Raw genomic sequence first — 18,563 nt, 5'->3', positions numbered from 1 at the left:
AGAAAACAGATGCTCCGCGTTTCGCTCACGGCCCTTGCGCTCGTTGCCGGAACCATCAGCCTTGCAGCCCAGGACCTTTCGCCCGAAAACCTCGAAAAGCGCGCGATCGAGCGTCGGGCGGTGGAGGCGGTCATCTGGGGGATGCCGGCGGTCAATGCCGACCTGATGCTGCAGGCGATGCTTTCGACGACGAAGGCCAAGGTCAACGAGATCGTCTACTGGTCGAAGCCGGTCAACTGGAAGAACCAGACGCTGACGCCCAACCCGGACTCGATCTACTTCATGTCGTTCTGGAACGTGAAGGACGGGCCCATCGTCATCGAGATCCCGCCGGCCGAAGGCGGGTCGATCGCCGGCAACATCGTCAACGCCTGGCAGATGCCGCTCGAAGATGCGGGGCCCGAAGGGGCGGACGAGGGCAAGGGCGGCAAGTACCTGATCCTGCCGCCTGATTATATGGGCGAGGTGCCGGAGGGCTACATTCCGCTGCGCTCCGATACCTTCACCGGTTTTGCGCTGCTGCGCTCCAACCTCAAGAGCCACGATGTGGCCGATGTCGAAAAGTCGGTCGCCTATGGCAAGAAGATCAAGATCTACCCGATGCCGGTGACCGACAACCCGCCGGCGACGGTTTTCACAGATGCCTATGACGTGCTCTTCGACAGCACCATCCGCTTCGACGCCAGCTTCTTCGACAATCTGAACCGGGTCGTCCAGACCGAGCCGTGGCTCGAGCGCGACCGGGTGATGATCGACCAGCTGAAGACGCTCGGCATCGAGAAGGGCAAGCCCTACCAGCCGAAGCCGGAGACCACGGCGATCTTCGACGCATCCGCCCGCGAGGCGCATGCGATCCTGTCGCAGCGCTACGACCAGGGCTTCCCGGTCATCAACGAGGGCATCCGCTGGTTCCCGGCGGCGATGGCCGACATGGTGAAGGCGGCGCAGGGCGGCTACGACGATCCTGATGCCTATCCGGTGGATGCCCGCGGCGTGACCTACACGCTCGGCTTTACCGGCATCAAGCGCATCGGCACGGCGCAGTTCTACCTGATGGCCAACAAGGACAAGGACGGCAATGCCTTTGACGGGGCGGCCAATTACAAGCTCGTCGTGCCGAAGGATGCGCCGGTCAAGCAATACTGGTCGGTGACGGTTTACGACCGCGAGACCCATGCGCTGGTGCGCAACCTGGACAAGGCCAGCGTCGCCTCGATCGGCAAGGGTGTCGCGAAAAACGCCGACGGCTCGGTGGATGTCTATTTCGGCGCCAAGGCGCCCGCTGGCAAGGAAGCCAATTGGGTTCCGGTCGATCCCAAGGGGAAATTCGAGCTGCTCTTCCGGCTCTACGGGCCGGAAAAGCCGCTGTTTGAGAAAAGCTGGAAGCTGCCCGACGTGGAGAAGATGCCGTAGCGCTTGCAAATGCCGTACTTGCAAAGTGACGGTGTTGACGCATTCCGGCGGAGCCATAGCTATGCATGCAGCCGCGGGCGGGAAGGAGCCACCATGTGCGGACGCGTCTATCTGAAGACCAATCTCGAGGGGCTGCTGCGCGCCTTTGGCTTTGCCGAGCGTGGCAGCATAGAGACGATCGCCAACCAGTTTCCGCGCTATAACGGTGCGCCGACGCTGATCTATCCGATCATCATCCGCGACGTGATCCGCGATCCCGATCTCTTCGGCCCGGTCTTCGTTTCGGCGCGCTGGGGGCTGATCCCGAGCTGGACGAAGGACCCGAAGGCGGGCAGGCCGCTGGTCAATGTGCGCTCCGACACGATCGCGACGAAATTCCGCTCGTCCTATCAGCGCCGCCGTTGCCTTGTGCCGATCGACGGCTTTTTCGAGTGGAAGGACATTCACGGCACCGGCAAGGACAAGCAGCCCTATGCGATCGCGATGAAGACGGGCGAACCCTTCTGCCTTGCCGGCATCTGGGAGAGCTGGCGCAACCCTGCAACCGACGAGGACATCCGCACCTTCGCTATCGTCACCACCGACGCCAACGCGCTGATGGCCGACATCCACGACCGCATGCCTGTCATCCTCCACCCCGACGATTACGAGCGCTGGCTCTCGCCTGAGCCGGAGGCGCCTGACCTGATGAAGCCGTTTCCGCCTGAAATGATGACCATGTGGAAGATCGGCAGCAAGGTCGGCTCGCCGAAGAACGATACGCCGGACATTCTGGATCCGGTGGATTGAGGGCGATACGGCGTCGCGAAGGGTGGCCTCAGCACTTTCATCGCCTTTCTCCTTTTTCCCGCTGGGGAAACGCGTTGACGCGATGATCGGAACGGGTGAGAAACGAGGGACCGAAACTTGAGGTAGCGTAATGTCGCGAAAGATTGCCGTCATCGTCTGCGTACTGATTGCCGGGATGTCTCTGGGAAGTTGCGCGCGGAACTCCTGCCGGGATTGGCCGGGAACCTGCATCATCCAGTGATGATGCGTGCCATCGCCGGAGCCGGAGTGGGAGGCATCTGTGAACGCCGGTTCGAACGACAGCGATCGGTAGCCACAAGTTTTGAAGGAAGGCCAGCTCTTGATCTATCTTCTGCGCCACGGCGAAACCGTCTGGAATACGCTCGGTCGCTTCCAGGGGCAGCTGGATTCGCCGCTGACGAGGCTTGGCGTCGCGCAGGCGGACGCCGTCGCCCACCTCTTGGGCGCCGAGATCGGTGAAGATGTGCAGTCGTTCGAGATGCATGTCAGCCCGCTCGGACGGACCCGCGAAACCGCTGAAAGGGTTCAGCGGGTGCTGCCGCTGGCGACCCGCGAGGATGCGCGGTTGATGGAGGTTTCGGTCGGCTGCTGGGATGGCATGACCAAGTTCGAGATCGACATGGAGTATCCGGGTCTGCTCGACGGCTCCGATGTCTTCGACTGGTATTTCCGCTCGCCGGACGGAGAGAGTTTTGATGCCGCCTGCGCACGGGCGAAAAGCTGGCTTGCGGATATCCGGCGGCCGACGGTCGCGATTTCCCATGGGCTGTTCGGCCGGCTGCTGCGCGGCGTCTATGCCGGCCTCTCCAGGCGGGAAATGCTGGAATTGCCGGTGCCGCAGGATGGGTTCTATCGTCTCAGTGATGGGGCGTTCAACCTCGTCACCGTATCGACCGGCCGGCAACTGGCGTCCGCCATCGGTTCCCGCAATAGCTGCGCCCCCCGGGGCGGCGATGCGTTGCCGGCCGTTCTCAGAGATCCCGCGCGAAAATCTGGCCGGTGAGATCCTTGCCGAAGCTGTGGTGTTGTTCTTCCTCGATCAGCGCGAAGCCGGCTTTTTCATAGATGTGGCGGGCGGCATCGAGGCCGGCATTGGTCCAGAGAACCATCCTGATGTAGCCGAGAAGACGGGCGTGGCGCATGCATTCCTCGACCAGCCGGCGGCCGATGCCGAGGCCTCGGGCGCTCGGCTCGACGTAGAGCAGGCGCAGCTTCGCCGTCGTCTCGTCATGGCGGACGAGAAACACCGAGCCGACGACCTTGCCGTCCTTTTCGGCGATCCAGCAGCGGTCCGACTTCGCATCGTAGTCGTGCATATATTTGACGACGATCTCGGCGACCAGCGCCTCGAACGCGGTGGTCCAGCCATATTCCTGCGAATAAAGCGCGCCCTGGCGGTGGATCACCCAGCCCATGTCGCCCGGCTGCGGATCGCGCAGGATGAAGCCCGGCGTGCGCTCGTCGGCAAGCAGGCTCTCGATCTCGCCCATGGCGCCCACCAGTTGCCGTTGTTCCGGCACCGAGAGTTTTTGCAGCATGGCGACCACTTCGCGCTGGGACGCATCCTCCAGCGGCTGGAAGATCGCGCGGCCCGCATCCGTCAGCGTGAGCTGCGTGACCCGGCCGTCGTCCGGCGAGCGGCTCTTTTCGATCAGCCCCTTCTTCTCGAAGCCGGCAATGACGCGGCTCAGATACCCCGCATCGAGGCCGAGTTCGCGGCAGAGGTCGCTCGCGGTCAGACCGGAGCGATGCGCCAGCTCATAGAGGATACGGACCTCCGTCAGCGAAAAGGCGCTGGCGAGAAGATGTTCGTGCAGCAGGCCCATCAGCCGGGTGTAAAAACGGTTGAAGCGCCGCACCGTCTGGGCGCGGTCGTCGATGTGCTGCGGAGACATGGGATGTCCTTATGAATTTGCTTTAATCAGGTAATTAGTTGCCTAAGGCAAGCATTGTCAAGCGGGATTGCACCAAAGCGTCCGAGCCCGGTGGCGCATATGGCGTTTGCCCGAGCGATTTCGGCTTCGTCGGGACCGCATTGACGTCTATGGTGTGACCATAAGGGCCGCGAAAGCCTTGCCTCGACACCTGGATCAAGTGATGACGAAAACCGTGATTTTGGGTCCGGAATACGACGAGCGCCTGCAGGCGACGGTCATGGACGTTATGCTGGCCCTTGGCGCTTCGATCGACGATCGAACTGGGGCGATCGCCGGTTCGCAGGAAATCGAGACTGTTCGAGCGCGGCTGGCAGGGCAGGAAGTAACCATCGAGGCCGAGACCTATGTCGGACTTTCGATCACGGGCGGCGAGAAGGCAGTCGATGACATAGCAGCGCGCGTGAGGTTAGCCGCGCGATCGGTGCCTACCTGATGCGGCTCGGAAGCGGCTCCAGTTACTGCGCGAGCAGCTTGCGCGCGTCCTCGACGGCCCGGTCGAGGCGCATGCGGCTCTTTCCTTGACCGATTTCGTGTCGATATCGGGCTAGCGGAGAAACGCGAAACGCAATGGCCGCCGAGATGCCGTCACGCGGGACTTCGAAACTTGCAACTAGCCGATCGTCGACAAGCAAAGTGTAGATGTCTTCGCCCTGTTCCGAGACGTGTTTGAGCACATGAACGACCGCGCCGCTTACGCCGTCCGCGGCCAAAAGCTCCACCAGATGGGCGTGCCGACTATTCTCGTCCGGCTGCAACAGAGGAGACTTATATCTGTCGCGAAGGGCGCGCGCGGGCACGGCTTTATTCCTTCAGCTCTGCTGGATCCGCTCCGTTCATGGAGGAAGAACAACCCATCAAATGGATACGCTCCACTCTTCGCTTGAGGGCGCCTGGTACGCGTCCCTGTGTTTCAGTCGCATCCCGTGATTGAGTTGCTGTTCTAGGCTGCAATCTTTCGGCGCACAACAGGCTGCCGCCCTTGGGCTTCGCGTTCCGCCTGTTGATTTGGGTAGGAGATCGTTTCGTGCTGCGATAATATCGGACCGGATATCTCCTTGGTCCGGAAGACCGGAACGGGCCGCTTTTCAACGTGTTGGCAAGCCCATGGAGCAGAGATTAGCTGCAGTGCTGGCGGCCGATATGGCCGGCTACTCCAGGCTGATGGAGGCCGATGAAGCAGGCACGCTTGCGCGGCTTCGCACCCATCGCATCGAGCTTATCGATCCCGCGATCGCCAAGAACAAGGGACGGCTGATCAAGACCACCGGCGACGGGCTGCTGGTGGAATTCCAGAGCGTGACCGATGCGGTCAAATGCGCGGTCGAGATCCAGCAGCGCATGAAGAGGCGGAACTCCGACGTGCCGGCGGACCGGCGGATCGAGTTTCGCATCGGGATCAATCTCGGCGACATCATCTTCGAGGACGACGATATCTTCGGCGACGGCGTCAACATCGCCGCGCGCGCCGAGCAACTGGCCGAAGTCGGCGGCATCTGCGTGACGGCGGCGGTGGCAACGCAGGTGGCCGACCGGCTGGAACTACCGATCGACGATCTCGGCGAGAAGACCTTGAAGAACATCAGCCGCCCGGTGCGCCTCTACCGCATCGGGCTCGAGAGCTTGGGGCTCACAGCTTCCATGGGGGACGGCGAGGCGAAGACGGGTGTTTGCAAACCGACGATCGTGGTGCTGCCCTTCGACAATATGAGCGGCGATCCGGACCAGGAGTTCTTCGCCGACGGGCTGACTGAGGATATCATCACCGAGCTTTCGCGACGGCACGAGCTCTTCGTGATCTCGCGCAACTCCTCCTTCGTTTACAAGAACCAGTCGGTGAACGTGCGCGAGGTGGCCGCCAGCCTCGGGGCGCAATATCTGGTGGAAGGCAGCGTGCGCAAGATCGGCGAGCGGGTGCGCGTCACCGTCCAGCTCATCGACGCGGTCAACGACGCGCACATCTGGGCCGACAAATACGACCGGCAGCTCGACGACATCTTCGCCATTCAGGACGAGGTGACGGCGGCGATCGCCGCGACCGTGCCCGGCCGGCTGGAGGCCGCCCAGCGCGACCAGCTTTCGCGCACCAAGCCGGCCAACATGGCGGCTTACGAATGTGCGCTCGCCGCCAAGGTGCTGCACCACCGCAGCAGCGCCGAGGACAACAGGCAGGCGCAGGCGCTGATCGACCGGGCCGTTTCGCTCGACCCCGGCTATGCCCATGCCCATGCCTGGCGCGCCTGCATCCTCGGGCAATCCTGGGTGTATGGCTGGTGTGCGGACAAGGAGGCGACCTGGGCCGAGGTCAATGCCGAGCTGGAACGGGCGCTTGCGCTCGACGACAACGACGCCGACGTGCATCGCATCCTTGCAGCCGTCAACGTCAACACCAACGCGCTGACGACGGCGCGCTATCACCAGGAGCGGGCGCTGTTCCTCAACCCCAATTACGACCTCGTCGTGGTGCAGCAGGGCGAACTCCTGACCTGGCTCGGCCGGCCGGAGGAGGGGGCGGAATGGATCCTGAAGGCGATGCGCCTCAACCCCCATCATCCCGAGCGCTTCTGGAGCCACCTCGGCAAGGCTCACTTTGCTGCGCGCCGATATGGCGAGGCGATCGAGGCCTTCATGCACCTGACCTCGATGGACGAAACCCAGCACGCCTTCGTCGCCGCCTGCCACGGCTGGCGCGGCGATGCGATCGCGGCGGGCGCGCATATCGCCAAGGTCAGGGCGCTGTGTCCATCGTTTGACGTCGAGGCGTTTCTGGCGACGATGCATTATGCGCAGGAGGCGGACACCGAGCACCTGCGCGAGGGGCTCAAGAAGGCGGGGGCGGGGTGACGGCCGGTCCGCGCGCGGTAAAACAAGGCAACAGGCAGCAGCGAGGACTTCGACACCTTCGGGAGAGGTGGTCATGGAAGCAGTTCGCGCAGAACGTCGGCTGGTCGCCATTCTTGCCGTCGACATCGTTGGCTATTCGCGATTGATCGAAGCCGACGAGGCGAGCACGCTGGCCGCCATCAAGACGTGGCGATCCGAAATATTCGATCCGCTTCTGAACGATTTTCACGGGCGCATCGTCAAGCTCATCGGCGACGGCGCGATCGTGGAATTCGGCTCCGTGGTCGACGCCGTCTCGTGTGCGGTCGCGTCGCAGAGCAAGCTCGCCGCCCGTCCGGTCGCTGCGGGGCAGCTTAGCCTCAACCGGATGTGGCTCAAGAGCGCCTCTGTCAAAAATCATGGCCATTGGCTGGGCGTTCGGCCGGGCGTTGGCTGCGCCGTCACATCATTCGCTGCCAAAGGTCATCAAGGCGGCCTGCATATGTCGTTGAACTTCGCCCTTACGTTGCGGGCGACGGCCGCTGGACAACCTGTCGTGCATACGCCAATGATTGCGGCATGGACGAGACGATCATTCGGGCGCACAAGCATAGCGCCAACCACCGCGCGGAACTCGAAGCAAGCCCATCCTGCGGCTGCTTCTATTGCTGCGAGATCTACCAGCCGGCCGAGATCACGGAATGGATCGACGACGACAGCACGGCGGTCTGCCCCCGCTGCGGCATCGATTCCGTCCTCGGCAGCGCCTCGGGCTTTCCCGTGACCGTCGAATTCCTGGCGCGGATGCGGCGCTATTGGTTTTAAGCGTCGGTCCATCTGCCCCGGGGCCGGGCCGGCCTCGTTCGAGGCGACGCTTGCCAGATACCCGCCGATCAAGGCCGGAACGCCGGATCCCTACAAACCCTAGGAATCTCGGCTAGCCTGGTCCGATCAGGATTCGGCCGCGTGGCAGACCGCCTCGATGTTGTGGCCGTCCGGATCGAAGACGAAGGCGGCGTAGTAGTTGGCGTGGTAGCGCGGGCGCAGGCCGGGGGCGCCGTTGTCCTTGCCGCCGGCCGCAAGGGCTGCGTGGTAGAAGGCGTCGACCTGCTGGCGGGTTTCGGCCACGAAGGCCAGGTGAAGGTGCGCCGGCGTTTCCTCGGTCTGGTAGAGGCAAAGCGACGACTTGTCGTCCGTGCTCATTTCGACACCATGGGCGCCGTGATCGACCACGGCGACGCCGAGCGGTTCGAGCGCCTTCAGGTAGAAGTCGAGGCTTGCCGGATAGTCGCGGACACCGAATTTGACGTGGTCGAACATCGCGTTCTCCTGTGCGGGTTTTGACGTGTGCTGGCGAGGCAGCGCTTCGCGGCCGGACTTGCGCTGATAGCGCGACGACCTGTTGTAGGCAACCGCGGCTGGCGGTCCCGACCCATCACAACGCATCGCCGATGTCGCTGCGCATCCGCTTGCGTGGCTGGCGTCTTTCGCGGCCTATGCGGTGCACACCTCCCGCACGCACGCCCTTAACCACCGGTGCGCCGGATCCGCATCCAGGCGGGGGTGCCAGAGCAGCGAGATGGTGATTTCGGGCAGGGCGACGGGCAGGGCAAAGGTGACGAGATCCTGGCGCAGCGTCCCCGTATAGCGTTCGGGCACGCTGGCGACGAGATCCGTGGCGCGGGCGAGCGCCAATGCCTCGGAGAAGCTGCCGACGGAGGCGGCGATCGGCCGGCTGAGGCCGGCCGCCTCAAGGGCGTCGTCGATCGGGCCGGTGTCGTTGCCGCGGCGCGAGACATGGATGTGGTGGGCTGCAGCGTAGCGGGCCGGCGTGATTTCGCCCGTGGTTAAGGGGTGCCCCGGGCGAACCACGCCGACGAAACGATCATGAAAGAGGGCTTGGGCGCGAAGCTCCGGGCCTGTGTTCTCACCGACAACGCCGGTTTCGAGGTCGATGCCGCCCTCGCGAAGCGGACTGCTTTCCCGGTCCAGTTTCTGCACGAAACGCAGGCGCACGCCGGGCGCCTCGCGTGCGACACGGGCAATCAGCGCTGCGCCGAAGTTTTCGACGAAACCCTCGCGGTTCCTGAGGGTGAAGGTGCGGGTAAGTGTCTTCAGGTCCAGGCTCTCGGCCGGGCGAAGGCAGGCTTCGGCCGCTTCGACGATGGGGCCGGTGAGCGCGCGCAGCTCCACCGCCCTCGGGGTCGGAACAAGGCCGCGGCCGGCGCGCACCAGCAGCGGGTCGCCGGTCGCCTCGCGCAGTCTTGCCAGCGCCCGGCTCATGGCTGAGGGGCTGAGCCGCAGGCGCCTTGCGGCGCGGGCGACGCTGCCTTCGGCAAGCAGCACATCGAGGGTCACGAGCAGGTTGAGATCCGGTCTGGTCATCACCCTTCATAGCACGAGTTCTTGTGAGGTGTGGCGTCAAACGCACGAATGAAGTGCAAATGCTGCGCCTTCCGCCATATGAGGCTGAGGTCTAATTTTTGGGAGAACCGAATTTGGAGGGTCTTCCGATGACGCCATGCCCGCCTTTGCCCGCTGCCCAATCCCTGATTTCCCGGTCTGACCGGAAGTCGTTGCCGCATATTTTGAATCATGAAAGCGCGCTACCGCCCTGTTTCCTTGCGATTTCCCGCGCTGCAAATGGACGACGCAAGGCTTCGCCCGTGGGAGGTGGCCGATGAGCGCTATCGGGCCTGCCAAGGCTTCCGGCGCGCCGGTTCGCTGGGTGATCGCCAGCCTGTCGCTGTCGATGCTGCTCTCCTCGCTTGGCACCAGCAGCGCCAATGTCGCGCTGCCGGCGCTGGCGGACGCCTTCGGTGTCTCGTTCCAGGCGGTGCAATGGGTGGTGCTTGCCTATCTGCTTGCCATCACCACGCTGATCGTCAGCGTCGGGCGGCTCGGCGATATCGTCGGCCGGCGGCGGCTGCTTGTTGCCGGCATCGCGCTCTTTACGACAGCCTCGGCTCTTTGCAGTCTGACGCCGGGCTTTGCGCTGCTGGTCGCCGCGCGGGCCGCGCAGGGCATCGGCGCTGCGATCATGATGGCGCTGACCATGGCCTTTGTCGGCGAGGCGGTGGCGAAGGAGAGGACCGGCAGCGCCATGGGTATGCTCGGCACCATGTCGGCCATCGGCACGGCGCTCGGGCCGTCGCTCGGCGGTGCGCTGCTCGCCGGCCTCGGCTGGCGGGCGATCTTCTTCGTCAATGTGCCGCTGGGGCTCGTGGCGCTCGTGCTTACCCATCGGTATCTGCCCGCAGACCGAAACCTCGATGGCGGGGAGCGCCCACGCTTCGATGTCGCCGGCACCTTGCTGCTCGCGCTTTCGCTCGGCGCCTATGCGCTGGCGATGACGGTGGGGCGGGGCAGCTTCGGGACGCTCAACGTCGCGCTGCTTTCTGTCGCTGCCGTGGGGCTTGCGCTGTTCCTGCTGGTCGAGACCAGGGTAGCCTCACCGCTGATCCGGCCGGCGATGTTGCGCGATCCGGTTTTGAGCCGAGGGCTCTCGACCAATGCGCTGGTCTCGACCGTGATGATGGCAACGCTTGTGGTCGGGCCGTTTTATCTGTCGCGCGGGCTCGGCCTCGATGCGGCGATGGTCGGGCTCGTGCTGTCGGTTGGGCCGGTCATCTCGGCCGTCGGGGGCGTTGTTGCCGGTCGCATCGTCGATCGCCTGGGCGCGGGCTCCGTGATTACGGTCGGGCTGGCGGCGATGGTTTCGGGCTGCGCCGCGCTCGTGCTGCTGCCGTGGCTCTTTGGCGTTGCCGGCTATGTTGCGGCGATCGCGGTTCTGACGCCCGGCTACCAGCTGTTCCAGGCGGCCAACAACACGGCGGTCATGGCGGATGTCAGCGCGGACCGGCGCGGCGTCGTTTCCGGCCTGCTCAACCTTTCGCGCAATCTCGGCCTCGTCACTGGCGCATCGGTCATGGGCGCGGTCTTCGCCGCAGCGGTTGCGGCAAGCGACATGGCCGGGGCCGCACCGGCGGCGGTCGCCCGGGGCATGCAGGTAACCTTTGCAGTCGCCGGGCTGTTGACCGTGGCTGCGCTGGCGATCGCCATTGCGGGCAGGGCGCTACGCGGAGTGCGCGCAGAACAGACCGCGGCCGCGGGGCCCGCGGGAGAGCGGTGATCCCGCCGGCTGGGCGAAATCGGCAACGGCGCCGCTCAGCGATCGAAACCCGGCAGATTGCGCCATTCGTCCGAGGTGAGGCTGTAGCTCTGGTGCAGGATCTCTTCGCCCCTTGAGCGGGAGGTCTTCCGCATGGCCTGCTGCGGGCGAAAGCCGAGCTTGAGCAGCACCTTGCCGGAGGCGGGATTGTCGGCCGCGTGGCCTGTTTTCAACCTCGCGAGCCCGAGTTTCTCGAAGGCGAAGGCCACCACCTTCTTTGCCGCCTCGAAGGCGTAGCCCTGGTCCCAGCTCGGCTTTTCCAGCCAATAGCCGAGTTCGCCTTGCTCACCGTCGATCCCGTCAAGATCGACCAGGCCGATCATGCGGGCATTGCGTTCGACGGCAAATCGAAAGGCCGTGCCGGCGATCCACTCCTGCGGGTGCACGGCGAACCAGCCGGTCATGTCTTCGAGATCGGGCGGGAACTGCGCCATGCGCAGCATGCGCGTGACATCCCAATCCGACTGGATCTCGAAGGCGCGCTCAGCGTCGGCCGGCGTTGTCGGGCGCAGGAGGAGGCGATCGGTCGCCAGCGTGACCGACGGGCGATTTCCGGTGTACGGTGGGCCTGGCGTCATCGTCGTTGGCCTCCCATCGATCTGGGCTGGTCGCCAGACCTTACCGCGTTCAGGCGGCCGGCAAGCGCTCGAGCCGGGCGCGAAGCGTTTCGAAATCCGGCACGAACCAGATGGATGTGCCCTTGTTCGCCTCGCGCACGAAATCGGTCAGCGCCTTGCTGGCTTCGAGCCGGGCGCTGATATCGCCGACAATGGCGAGCCGCATGCGGTAGTTGACGAATTTCTGGAACACTTCGCCGGCGACGCGGGTCGAGAGATCGAGAAAATCGGGGCCCAGCCGCTCCACCGGGACCGCCAGCAAGTCGGCCTCATGCGCCCAGCCGTCGCCGAGAAAATCATTGGCGTCGCCCGGGGCTGCAAGCAGGGGGCCATTGTCAGCGCAGTGCAGGACGCGCGCGGTTCCGATTTCGATCAGCTGTGTCATGCGCCAAGAAGTAGGCTGCAAAGCCCAGGGTTGCAAGGGCGGGCGTCTCTCGTCCTGCCGCCGGGGCTGGCTGCCTTTGCCGCGGGCAAGATAGCCGTTCAATTTGCAGGATCCGGTGGGCCTTGGTGATCGGGCGAGAAGCGATATTTTCCTATAAATATATCGGTCTGCATAAAAGCTGATTGGCGTCCGCAAGTTACGCCGAAGCGGCGCTTGAGAATTTGTGGCGAAGCCGGCGCCTGTTTCCTGTCAATTTGACACAGATCAAAGACCCCTTCTGTTTCGCATTTACTCTGAGGTCCGGTGAAAATCTGTCATCGGCCGGTCACGGGATTGATTTTTATTTCCGGTGGCGCATCTTACCTTGGATTGTGTTGGGGGACGCAGGAATGCCGGAAGTCGTTCAGGCACAGCCGGTCGAAAAGCCGCCGCGCTCGCGACGCGCGGAGCTGATCACCTTCTTCGTGCTCGCCTTCGGCATCTGGCCGATCGTCGCCGTCGGCATCGTCGGCGGCTATGGTTTCCTCGTCTGGATGCTGCAAATCATCTTCGGCCCACCGGGCCCGCCCGGGCATTGAGGCCGATCCATGAAGGTCGGACCTCTTTCACGCCGTGAACTTTTTACCGGCCGCGCTGCCGCAAAGCCGGTCCGTGTCCGTCCGCCGGGTGTTTCGGAGCTGAGCCTTGCCTCTTGCACCGGTTGCGGCGCCTGCGTGGAACGATGTCCCACCGCCATAATCCGTCTTTCGGACGGTCTTCCCTTCGTCGACTTTTCGGGTGGCGAATGCACCTTCTGTGGCGCCTGCGCGCAAGCCTGCCCGGAGCCTGTGTTCGAGGCGATGGACGTGCGGCGTTTTCCGCATGTCGCCGCTGTTACTGACAGCTGTCTCGCGCGCCGCCACGTTGCCTGCCAGTCCTGCGGCGAAAGCTGTCCGGAGCAGGCGATCCGTTTTCGCCCGCGCATCGGCGGGCCGTTCCTGCCTGAGATCAACGAGGCGAAATGCACCGGCTGCGGCGCCTGTATCAGCGGCTGCCCGGTGAGTGCGATTGCGGTGAAGGCATTGGAATTGGAGGTGGCTCATGTCTGAGGCCGCAACGGCAAAGGCGGGCACGCCCTATCACATCTCGAGCGCCGTGGTCGCCACGATGCCGCAGAGCACGGAAGCGATCCTGGCGACGCTCGCGGGAATGGAAAACGTCGAAATCCATGGCCATGGCGGCGGCAAGATCGTCGTCGTCATCGAAGGCAGAAGCACAGGTGCGCTCGGCGAACGGCTGACGCAGATCTCGCTGCTCGACGGGGTGATCTCGGCCAACATGGTTTTCGAGCATGTGGAAATGGAAGAGGAAGGGCAGGAGCCATGAGCGGAGAACTGACGCGGCGTGACATTCTGAAGGCCCATGCGGCCGGCATCGCCGCCGCCACGGCCGGCATTGCGCTGCCTGCCGCCGCACAGCCGGTGCCGGGCGGCGTCAACGCGCTGGAAATCAAATGGTCGAAGGCGCCCTGTCGCTTCTGCGGCACGGGCTGCGGCGTCATGGTCGGCGTGAAGGAAGGCCAGGTGGTCGCCACCCACGGCGACATGCAGGCGGAGGTCAACCGCGGCCTCAACTGCATCAAGGGCTACTTCCTCTCCAAGATCATGTACGGCAACGACCGGCTGACGACGCCGCTCCTGAGGAAGCGTGGCGGCGCCTACGCCAAGGACGGCGAGTTCGAGCCCGTCAGCTGGGACGAGGCCTTCAACGTCATGGCCGAGCAGGCAAAGAAGGTGCTGAAGGAGAAGGGGCCGACGGCGCTCGGCATGTTTGGCTCCGGCCAATGGACGATCTTCGAGGGCTATGCGGCGACCAAGCTGATGCGGGCGGGCTTCCGCTCCAACAACCTCGACCCCAACGCCCGCCACTGCATGGCGTCTGCCGCGGTCGCCTTCATGCGCACCTTCGGCATGGACGAGCCGATGGGCTGCTACGACGATTTCGAGAATGCCGATGCCTTCGTGCTCTGGGGCTCGAACATGGCGGAGATGCACCCGATCCTCTGGACCCGCGTCGCCGACCGGCGTCTCGGCCAGCCGCATGTGCGGGTGGCGGTGCTTTCGACCTTCACCCATCGCAGCATGGACCTGGCCGACATACCGATCGTTTTCAAGCCCGGTACCGACCTCGTCATTCTCAACTACATCGCCAACCACATCATCACGACCGGCAAGGTCAACGAGGACTTCGTCAACAAGCACACGAAGTTTGCGCGCGGGGTAACCGACATCGGCTATGGCCTGCGGCCCGACAATCCGGTCGAGGTCAATGCCGCCAACTCGAAGGACCCCGGCAAGACCGAGCCGATGGATTTCGAGGCGTTCAAGGAATTCGTTTCCGAATACACGCTGAAGAAGACCGCCGAGATGACCGGCGTCGATCCGGAGTTCCTGGAGCAGCTGGCCGAGCTTTATGCCGACCCGAGCCGCAAGGTGATGTCGCTCTGGACCATGGGCTTCAACCAGCATGTGCGTGGTGTGTGGGCCAACCAGATGGTCTACAATCTGCATCTTCTGACCGGAAAGATCTCCGAGCCCGGCAACAGCCCGTTCTCGCTGACCGGCCAGCCGTCCGCCTGCGGCACGGCGCGCGAGGTCGGTACCTTCGCCCATCGCCTGCCGGCCGACATGGTGGTGACCAATCCCGAGCACCGCAAGCATGCCGAAGAAATCTGGCGCATTCCGCACGGCATCATCCCGGAAAAGCCCGGCTATCACGCCGTGCAGCAGGACCGGATGCTGAAGGACGGCAAGCTCAATTTCTACTGGGTGCAGGTCAACAACAACGTCCAGGCAGGCCCGAACACCGCCAACGAGACCTGGCAGGGCTATCGCAACCCGGACAATTTCATCGTCGTGTCCGACGCCTATCCGACGATCACCGCGATGAGCGCCGACCTGATCCTGCCCGCCGCCATGTGGGTGGAGAAGGAAGGGGCCTACGGCAATGCCGAGCGGCGTACCCATGTCTGGCACCAGCTCGTGCAGGCGCGCGGCGACGCGCGCTCGGACCTCTGGCAGATGGTGGAGTTCTCCAAGCGCTTTACCACAGACGAGGTGTGGCCGAAGGAAATCCTCGACGCCAGCCCCGAATATCGCGGCAAGACGCTGTTCGAGGTTCTGTTCAAGAACGGCGAAGTCGATCGTTTCCCCATCACCGACGTCAGCGCCGAATACGACAACAACGAAGCCAAGGACTTCGGCTTCTACATTCAGAAGGGGCTGTTCGAGGAATATGCCACCTTCGGCCGCGGCCACGGCCACGACCTGGCGCCCTACGACACCTATCACGAGGTGCGCGGGCTGCGCTGGCCTGTCGTCAACGGCCAGGAGACGCGCTGGCGCTACCGCGAGGGCTTCGACCCCTATGTGAAGCCGGGCGAGGGCGTGAAGTTCTACGGCAACAAGGACGGCAAGGCGATCATCCTTGCGGTGCCCTACGAGCCGCCTGCCGAATCTCCTGACGACGAATACGATACCTGGCTGGTGACCGGTCGCGTGCTCGAACACTGGCACTCGGGCTCGATGACCATGCGGGTGCCGGAGCTCTACAAGGCGTTTCCGGGCGCGCGCGTCTTCATGAACGCGGAGGATGCCCGCAAGCGCGGCATCAACCAGGGCATGGAAGTGCGCATCGTCTCGCGGCGCGGCGAGATCCGCTCGCGCGTCGACATCCGCGGCCGCAACCGCATGCCGCCCGGCGTCGTCTTCGTACCCTGGTTCGACGCCAGCCAACTGATCAACAAGGTCACCCTCGACGCCACCGATCCCATCTCCAAACAGACGGATTTCAAAAAATGCGCGGTCAAGATTCTTCCCGTCACCCTCTAGGGTGGTCACGGCTGGTCCGGGCCGTGTCGCTTTTTCGTGCGGCAACTCCGGACGCAAAACCGCATCGCGCTCCTGCCGGATTTGACCGGCGCCGGCCCGCCTGGATGGCCCTTGCAGCCGGGCTGATGGTGTTCGTCACGACGGCGGCGGTCGCGCAGGTCGCGGAAAAGCTGGTGCCGCAGCTCGAAGGGCCGACGCCGCAGATGGCGACGGAGGCGGCGGCACCGCTGCCGAAATGGGTGGTCGACGACAAGCGCAAGATGCGCGCCTATCCCGACCAGCCGCCGGTGATTCCGCATTCGATCGAGGGCTATGAGCTTTCGGTCAATGCCAACCGGTGCCTGTCCTGTCACAAGCGCGAGTTCACCCAGGATTCGGGCGCGCCGATGATCAGCGTCACCCACTACATGACGCGCGACGGGCAGATGATCGCCGACGTTTCGCCGCGGCGCTACTTCTGCACCGCCTGCCACGTGCCGCAGGCCGACACCAGCCCGCTGGTGCCGAGCAATTTCAAGGACATGAGCGAACTGGGCTTCAAGCCGGCCGGAAGCGAGTGACGATATGATCGGTTGGATCAGGACAATCATCCTCTGGGCCTGGGGCATCATGAAGACGCCGGCGGGCACGCTGGGCCTCGGCTTCCTCACGCTCGGCGGCTTCGTCGGCGGCGTCATGTTCTGGGGCGCCTTCAACACGGCGCTGGAGCTCACCAACACCGAGAAGTTCTGCACCTCGTGTCACGAGATGCACGACAACGTCTACCAGGAACTGACGCGCACCATCCACTTCTCCAACCGCTCGGGCGTGCGCGCCACATGTCCGGACTGCCACGTGCCGCACCAGTGGACCGACAAGATCGCCCGCAAGATGCAGGCCTCGAAGGAGGTCTGGGGCAAGATCTTCGGCACGATCAACACCCGGTCGAAATTCCTCGAAAAGCGGCTGGAACTGGCGCAGCACGAATGGGCGCGCATGAAGGCCAACGACAGCCTGGAATGCCGCAACTGCCATTCCTCCGTCGCCATGGACCTGCAGAAGCAGACGCAGCGCGCGGCCGAGATCCATACCCGCTATCTGCTGTCGGGCAAGGCCACCTGTATCGACTGCCACAAGGGCATCGCCCACGAGCTGCCCAACATGGAAGGCATCGACCCCGGCTGGAAGATGCCGCCGGAACTGGAAGGCAAGAAGATGGCGGGCCAGACCCCGATCGACGATCTGCGGCAGGCGATGGCGGACCTGCATATGCAGGCGCAGTAGGCGAGCGGGGCCGAGGTTTTCGGCAAGACACCACAGCGCTAACAGAGGGCCATGCCGGCGCGGCGTGGCCCTTTTTCGTGACCGGCGCCAACATCGCCCGCTCATTCCTGTGCTTGTCACCAGCCGCGTCGCGTCGGCGGCGCGAGGGACTTTTCCCACCAGGCCGGACGTTCACGTGCCAGGACTGCATTTCCCGCCGTGCCGACGCACGGCTGCTGGATCTCTGTGACGAGCACGGAGATGAGGGTGGGTGCGGCTGGCGTCGTGCCAAGCCGCCAGATGAGGGTGGAAGGGGGTGGGGCTTGAGCCAATGGGACACATTCGGATCGGCGTCGATGGTCTCGTCGAACAGCGCATTTTTCTCTTCGTTTCCCCGCGCCAATCTATTTTCGGAAAATTTCGACACCGCTGTCGGCACCGTGATTTCCCGTTCGTCATTTAGGCAGGGAGGCAATCTGGCTTCCTTCATCGGAGCGGGATAGGAAAAAAATCCGCGCGGGTCTTTCGCCCGTAACCTGCTCTACCTATCTGGGTTTCACCACGCCGGCACCCCTGAGGTCACGAGGACCGGGACCGGTGTGACAGAGGAGAATCGACAATGCGCGTAGTGGTTTTTGTAAAGGCGACCGAGGACAGCGAAGCGGGCAACATGCCCTCGACCGAACTCCTGGAAGCCATGGGCAAGTACAACGAGGAACTGGTCAATGCCGGCATCATGCAGGCGGGCGAGGGGCTGCAGCCTTCGTCGCGGGGCGCCCGCGTCGCCTTTGACGGCGCCGACCGGATGGTCATCGACGGTCCGTTCGCCGAGACCAAGGAACTGGTCGCTGGCTTCTGGATCTGGACGGTCAAGGACATGGCCGAGGCGATCGCCTGGGTGAAGCGTTGCCCGAACCCGATGCCGGGTCCGAGCGAAATCGAAATCCGCCCGGTCTTCGAGATGGAAGATTTCGGCGACCTGGTAACGCCGGAGATCGCCGCCCAGGACGAGCGCCTGCGCGAAAAGATCGCCAACCAGTAAGGGCTCCTTGCTGAACCTTGGGGCGGCCTTGCACCTCTCCTCGGGTTTAACCCGAGGACTAACCCTCTCCCCGCAGGCGGGGAGAGGGGACGCGCCTTGATCGCGGGGTTCGAATGCCGTCGCAACGAGCGTCAAATGGCGTTTGGTTCAGGCAGGCCAACGAGACCAGAGCGAAAATGAGACCGGCGTGGAGATGCATCGCTTGTTGTCGAGGCGAGCGGGCTCCACGCGCGTCCTCCCCGCATGCAGGGAGAAGG

Annotated in this window: 20 protein-coding genes and 1 pseudogene; 15 read left to right on the top strand and 6 right to left on the bottom strand. The window is 64.0% G+C overall.

Annotated features, from left to right (window positions below):
- Window positions 1-9 precede the first annotated feature (9 nt).
- The 3 genes from IB267_RS04625 (at window position 10) to IB267_RS04615 (ending at window position 3,226) form a co-directional block, all read left to right on the top strand.
- Entirely contained in the window at window positions 10-1,413 is a 1,404-nt protein-coding gene (locus IB267_RS04625; protein WP_192446597.1) for a DUF1254 domain-containing protein, read from the top strand.
- 93 nt (window positions 1,414-1,506) lie between these two features.
- Window positions 1,507-2,202: an SOS response-associated peptidase gene (locus IB267_RS04620; RefSeq protein WP_192446596.1), complete on the top strand. Its 696-nt coding sequence runs from the start codon at window positions 1,507-1,509 to the stop codon at window positions 2,200-2,202.
- A gap of 340 nt (window positions 2,203-2,542) precedes the next feature.
- Window positions 2,543-3,226, top strand: coding sequence for a histidine phosphatase family protein (locus tag IB267_RS04615; RefSeq protein WP_192446595.1), 684 nt, complete (start codon window positions 2,543-2,545; stop codon window positions 3,224-3,226).
- Here IB267_RS04615 and IB267_RS04610 read toward each other — a convergent pair.
- Window positions 3,195-4,118 carry a bifunctional helix-turn-helix transcriptional regulator/GNAT family N-acetyltransferase gene (locus IB267_RS04610; protein WP_192446594.1) on the bottom strand — a complete coding sequence of 308 codons (924 nt, stop codon included), beginning with the start codon at window positions 4,116-4,118 and terminating at the stop codon, window positions 3,195-3,197. The two genes, IB267_RS04615 and IB267_RS04610, sit on opposite strands and share 32 nt — an antisense overlap.
- A gap of 202 nt (window positions 4,119-4,320) precedes the next feature.
- Here IB267_RS04610 and IB267_RS04605 point away from each other — a divergent pair, with 202 nt between their 5' ends.
- Window positions 4,321-4,593 (top strand): hypothetical protein, encoded by a 273-nt coding sequence (locus IB267_RS04605; protein WP_192446593.1) that lies wholly within the window; start codon window positions 4,321-4,323, stop codon window positions 4,591-4,593.
- 22 nt (window positions 4,594-4,615) lie between these two features.
- Here the strand turns inward: IB267_RS04605 and IB267_RS04600 are convergent, their stop codons facing one another.
- Window positions 4,616-4,957 carry a hypothetical protein gene (locus IB267_RS04600; protein ID WP_192446592.1) on the bottom strand — a complete coding sequence of 114 codons (342 nt, stop codon included), beginning with the start codon at window positions 4,955-4,957 and terminating at the stop codon, window positions 4,616-4,618.
- 307 nt (window positions 4,958-5,264) lie between these two features.
- Between IB267_RS04600 and IB267_RS04595 the strand changes: the two genes are divergently transcribed.
- The 3 genes and pseudogenes from IB267_RS04595 to IB267_RS04585 all read left to right on the top strand — a co-directional run bounded on the left by IB267_RS04595 (window position 5,265) and on the right by IB267_RS04585 (window position 7,805).
- Window positions 5,265-7,001, top strand: a complete 1,737-nt coding sequence (locus tag IB267_RS04595; protein WP_192446591.1) for an adenylate/guanylate cyclase domain-containing protein — start codon at window positions 5,265-5,267, stop codon at window positions 6,999-7,001.
- Between the two features lie 73 nt (window positions 7,002-7,074).
- Window positions 7,075-7,341: pseudogene (locus IB267_RS33220) on the top strand (guanylyl cyclase); the annotation flags it as partial.
- A gap of 218 nt (window positions 7,342-7,559) precedes the next feature.
- Entirely contained in the window at window positions 7,560-7,805 is a 246-nt protein-coding gene (locus IB267_RS04585) for a cytoplasmic protein (protein ID WP_192446589.1), read from the top strand.
- Between the two features lie 126 nt (window positions 7,806-7,931).
- Here IB267_RS04585 and IB267_RS04580 read toward each other — a convergent pair whose 3' ends face one another.
- Window positions 7,932-8,300, bottom strand: a complete 369-nt coding sequence (locus IB267_RS04580) for a VOC family protein (RefSeq protein ID WP_192446588.1) — start codon at window positions 8,298-8,300, stop codon at window positions 7,932-7,934.
- 174 nt (window positions 8,301-8,474) lie between these two features.
- Entirely contained in the window at window positions 8,475-9,365 is an 891-nt protein-coding gene (locus IB267_RS04575) for a LysR family transcriptional regulator (RefSeq protein WP_192446587.1), read from the bottom strand.
- 295 nt (window positions 9,366-9,660) lie between these two features.
- Between IB267_RS04575 and IB267_RS04570 the strand changes: the two genes are divergently transcribed.
- Window positions 9,661-11,112, top strand: a complete 1,452-nt coding sequence (locus tag IB267_RS04570) for an MFS transporter (RefSeq protein WP_192446586.1) — start codon at window positions 9,661-9,663, stop codon at window positions 11,110-11,112.
- A gap of 35 nt (window positions 11,113-11,147) precedes the next feature.
- Here IB267_RS04570 and IB267_RS04565 read toward each other — a convergent pair whose 3' ends face one another.
- Both IB267_RS04565 and IB267_RS04560 read right to left on the bottom strand, forming a co-directional pair.
- Window positions 11,148-11,729, bottom strand: coding sequence for a GNAT family N-acetyltransferase (locus tag IB267_RS04565; protein WP_192446585.1), 582 nt, complete (start codon window positions 11,727-11,729; stop codon window positions 11,148-11,150).
- Window positions 11,730-11,778: 49 nt separating this feature from the next.
- Entirely contained in the window at window positions 11,779-12,153 is a 375-nt protein-coding gene (locus tag IB267_RS04560; RefSeq protein WP_192446584.1) for a DUF4180 domain-containing protein, read from the bottom strand.
- 389 nt (window positions 12,154-12,542) lie between these two features.
- On the opposite strand from IB267_RS04560, the gene napE reads away from it, so the two are divergent.
- From napE to IB267_RS04525, 7 genes are all read left to right on the top strand, one after another.
- Entirely contained in the window at window positions 12,543-12,731 is a 189-nt protein-coding gene (napE, locus tag IB267_RS04555; protein ID WP_192446583.1) for a periplasmic nitrate reductase, NapE protein, read from the top strand.
- Window positions 12,732-12,740: 9 nt separating this feature from the next.
- On the top strand, window positions 12,741-13,241 hold the full coding sequence (gene napF / locus IB267_RS04550; protein ID WP_192446582.1) for a ferredoxin-type protein NapF: 501 nt from the start codon (window positions 12,741-12,743) through the stop codon (window positions 13,239-13,241).
- The gene (locus IB267_RS04545) at window positions 13,234-13,518 is read left to right on the top strand and encodes a chaperone NapD (protein ID WP_192446581.1); all 285 of its coding nucleotides are present in this window, start codon (window positions 13,234-13,236) and stop codon (window positions 13,516-13,518) included. The genes napF and IB267_RS04545 overlap by 8 nt, the downstream gene beginning before the upstream one ends.
- Window positions 13,515-16,022: a periplasmic nitrate reductase subunit alpha gene (napA, locus tag IB267_RS04540; RefSeq protein ID WP_192446580.1), complete on the top strand. Its 2,508-nt coding sequence runs from the start codon at window positions 13,515-13,517 to the stop codon at window positions 16,020-16,022. Before IB267_RS04545 ends, napA begins: the two co-directional genes overlap by 4 nt.
- Window positions 16,023-16,126: 104 nt before the next feature.
- Entirely contained in the window at window positions 16,127-16,582 is a 456-nt protein-coding gene (locus tag IB267_RS04535; protein ID WP_192446579.1) for a nitrate reductase cytochrome c-type subunit, read from the top strand.
- A 4-nt stretch (window positions 16,583-16,586) separates the two neighbouring features.
- On the top strand, window positions 16,587-17,285 hold the full coding sequence (locus IB267_RS04530) for a NapC/NirT family cytochrome c (RefSeq protein ID WP_043620248.1): 699 nt from the start codon (window positions 16,587-16,589) through the stop codon (window positions 17,283-17,285).
- Between the two features lie 598 nt (window positions 17,286-17,883).
- Window positions 17,884-18,306, top strand: coding sequence for a YciI family protein (locus IB267_RS04525; RefSeq protein ID WP_192446578.1), 423 nt, complete (start codon window positions 17,884-17,886; stop codon window positions 18,304-18,306).
- Window positions 18,307-18,563: the final 257 nt, after the last annotated feature.

It is taken from the genome of Ensifer sp. ENS09, assembly GCF_014852425.1.
Classification (GTDB): domain Bacteria; phylum Pseudomonadota; class Alphaproteobacteria; order Rhizobiales; family Rhizobiaceae; genus Ensifer.
The sequence above is the reverse complement of the archived record's forward strand: the minus strand, read 5'-3'. Positions and strand labels throughout refer to the sequence as shown.

What these genes read in the sequence shown, in the direction of transcription:
- IB267_RS04560 (WP_192446584.1), bottom strand. Translation starts at nt 12,153, where the DNA reads ATGACACAGCTGATCGAAATCGGAACCGCGCGCGTCCTGCACTGCGCT.
- napA (WP_192446580.1), top strand. Translation starts at nt 13,515, where the DNA reads ATGAGCGGAGAACTGACGCGGCGTGACATTCTGAAGGCCCATGCGGCC.
- IB267_RS04595 (WP_192446591.1), top strand. Translation starts at nt 5,265, where the DNA reads ATGGAGCAGAGATTAGCTGCAGTGCTGGCGGCCGATATGGCCGGCTAC.
- napE (WP_192446583.1), top strand. Translation starts at nt 12,543, where the DNA reads ATGCCGGAAGTCGTTCAGGCACAGCCGGTCGAAAAGCCGCCGCGCTCG.
- IB267_RS04535 (WP_192446579.1), top strand. Translation starts at nt 16,127, where the DNA reads ATGGCCCTTGCAGCCGGGCTGATGGTGTTCGTCACGACGGCGGCGGTC.
- IB267_RS04545 (WP_192446581.1), top strand. Translation starts at nt 13,234, where the DNA reads ATGTCTGAGGCCGCAACGGCAAAGGCGGGCACGCCCTATCACATCTCG.
- IB267_RS04585 (WP_192446589.1), top strand. Translation starts at nt 7,560, where the DNA reads ATGGACGAGACGATCATTCGGGCGCACAAGCATAGCGCCAACCACCGC.
- IB267_RS04575 (WP_192446587.1), bottom strand. Translation starts at nt 9,365, where the DNA reads ATGACCAGACCGGATCTCAACCTGCTCGTGACCCTCGATGTGCTGCTT.
- IB267_RS04570 (WP_192446586.1), top strand. Translation starts at nt 9,661, where the DNA reads ATGAGCGCTATCGGGCCTGCCAAGGCTTCCGGCGCGCCGGTTCGCTGG.
- IB267_RS04565 (WP_192446585.1), bottom strand. Translation starts at nt 11,729, where the DNA reads ATGACGCCAGGCCCACCGTACACCGGAAATCGCCCGTCGGTCACGCTG.
- IB267_RS04620 (WP_192446596.1), top strand. Translation starts at nt 1,507, where the DNA reads ATGTGCGGACGCGTCTATCTGAAGACCAATCTCGAGGGGCTGCTGCGC.
- IB267_RS04530 (WP_043620248.1), top strand. Translation starts at nt 16,587, where the DNA reads ATGATCGGTTGGATCAGGACAATCATCCTCTGGGCCTGGGGCATCATG.
- IB267_RS04580 (WP_192446588.1), bottom strand. Translation starts at nt 8,300, where the DNA reads ATGTTCGACCACGTCAAATTCGGTGTCCGCGACTATCCGGCAAGCCTC.
- napF (WP_192446582.1), top strand. Translation starts at nt 12,741, where the DNA reads ATGAAGGTCGGACCTCTTTCACGCCGTGAACTTTTTACCGGCCGCGCT.
- IB267_RS04610 (WP_192446594.1), bottom strand. Translation starts at nt 4,118, where the DNA reads ATGTCTCCGCAGCACATCGACGACCGCGCCCAGACGGTGCGGCGCTTC.
- IB267_RS04625 (WP_192446597.1), top strand. Translation starts at nt 10, where the DNA reads ATGCTCCGCGTTTCGCTCACGGCCCTTGCGCTCGTTGCCGGAACCATC.
- IB267_RS04605 (WP_192446593.1), top strand. Translation starts at nt 4,321, where the DNA reads ATGACGAAAACCGTGATTTTGGGTCCGGAATACGACGAGCGCCTGCAG.
- IB267_RS04525 (WP_192446578.1), top strand. Translation starts at nt 17,884, where the DNA reads ATGCGCGTAGTGGTTTTTGTAAAGGCGACCGAGGACAGCGAAGCGGGC.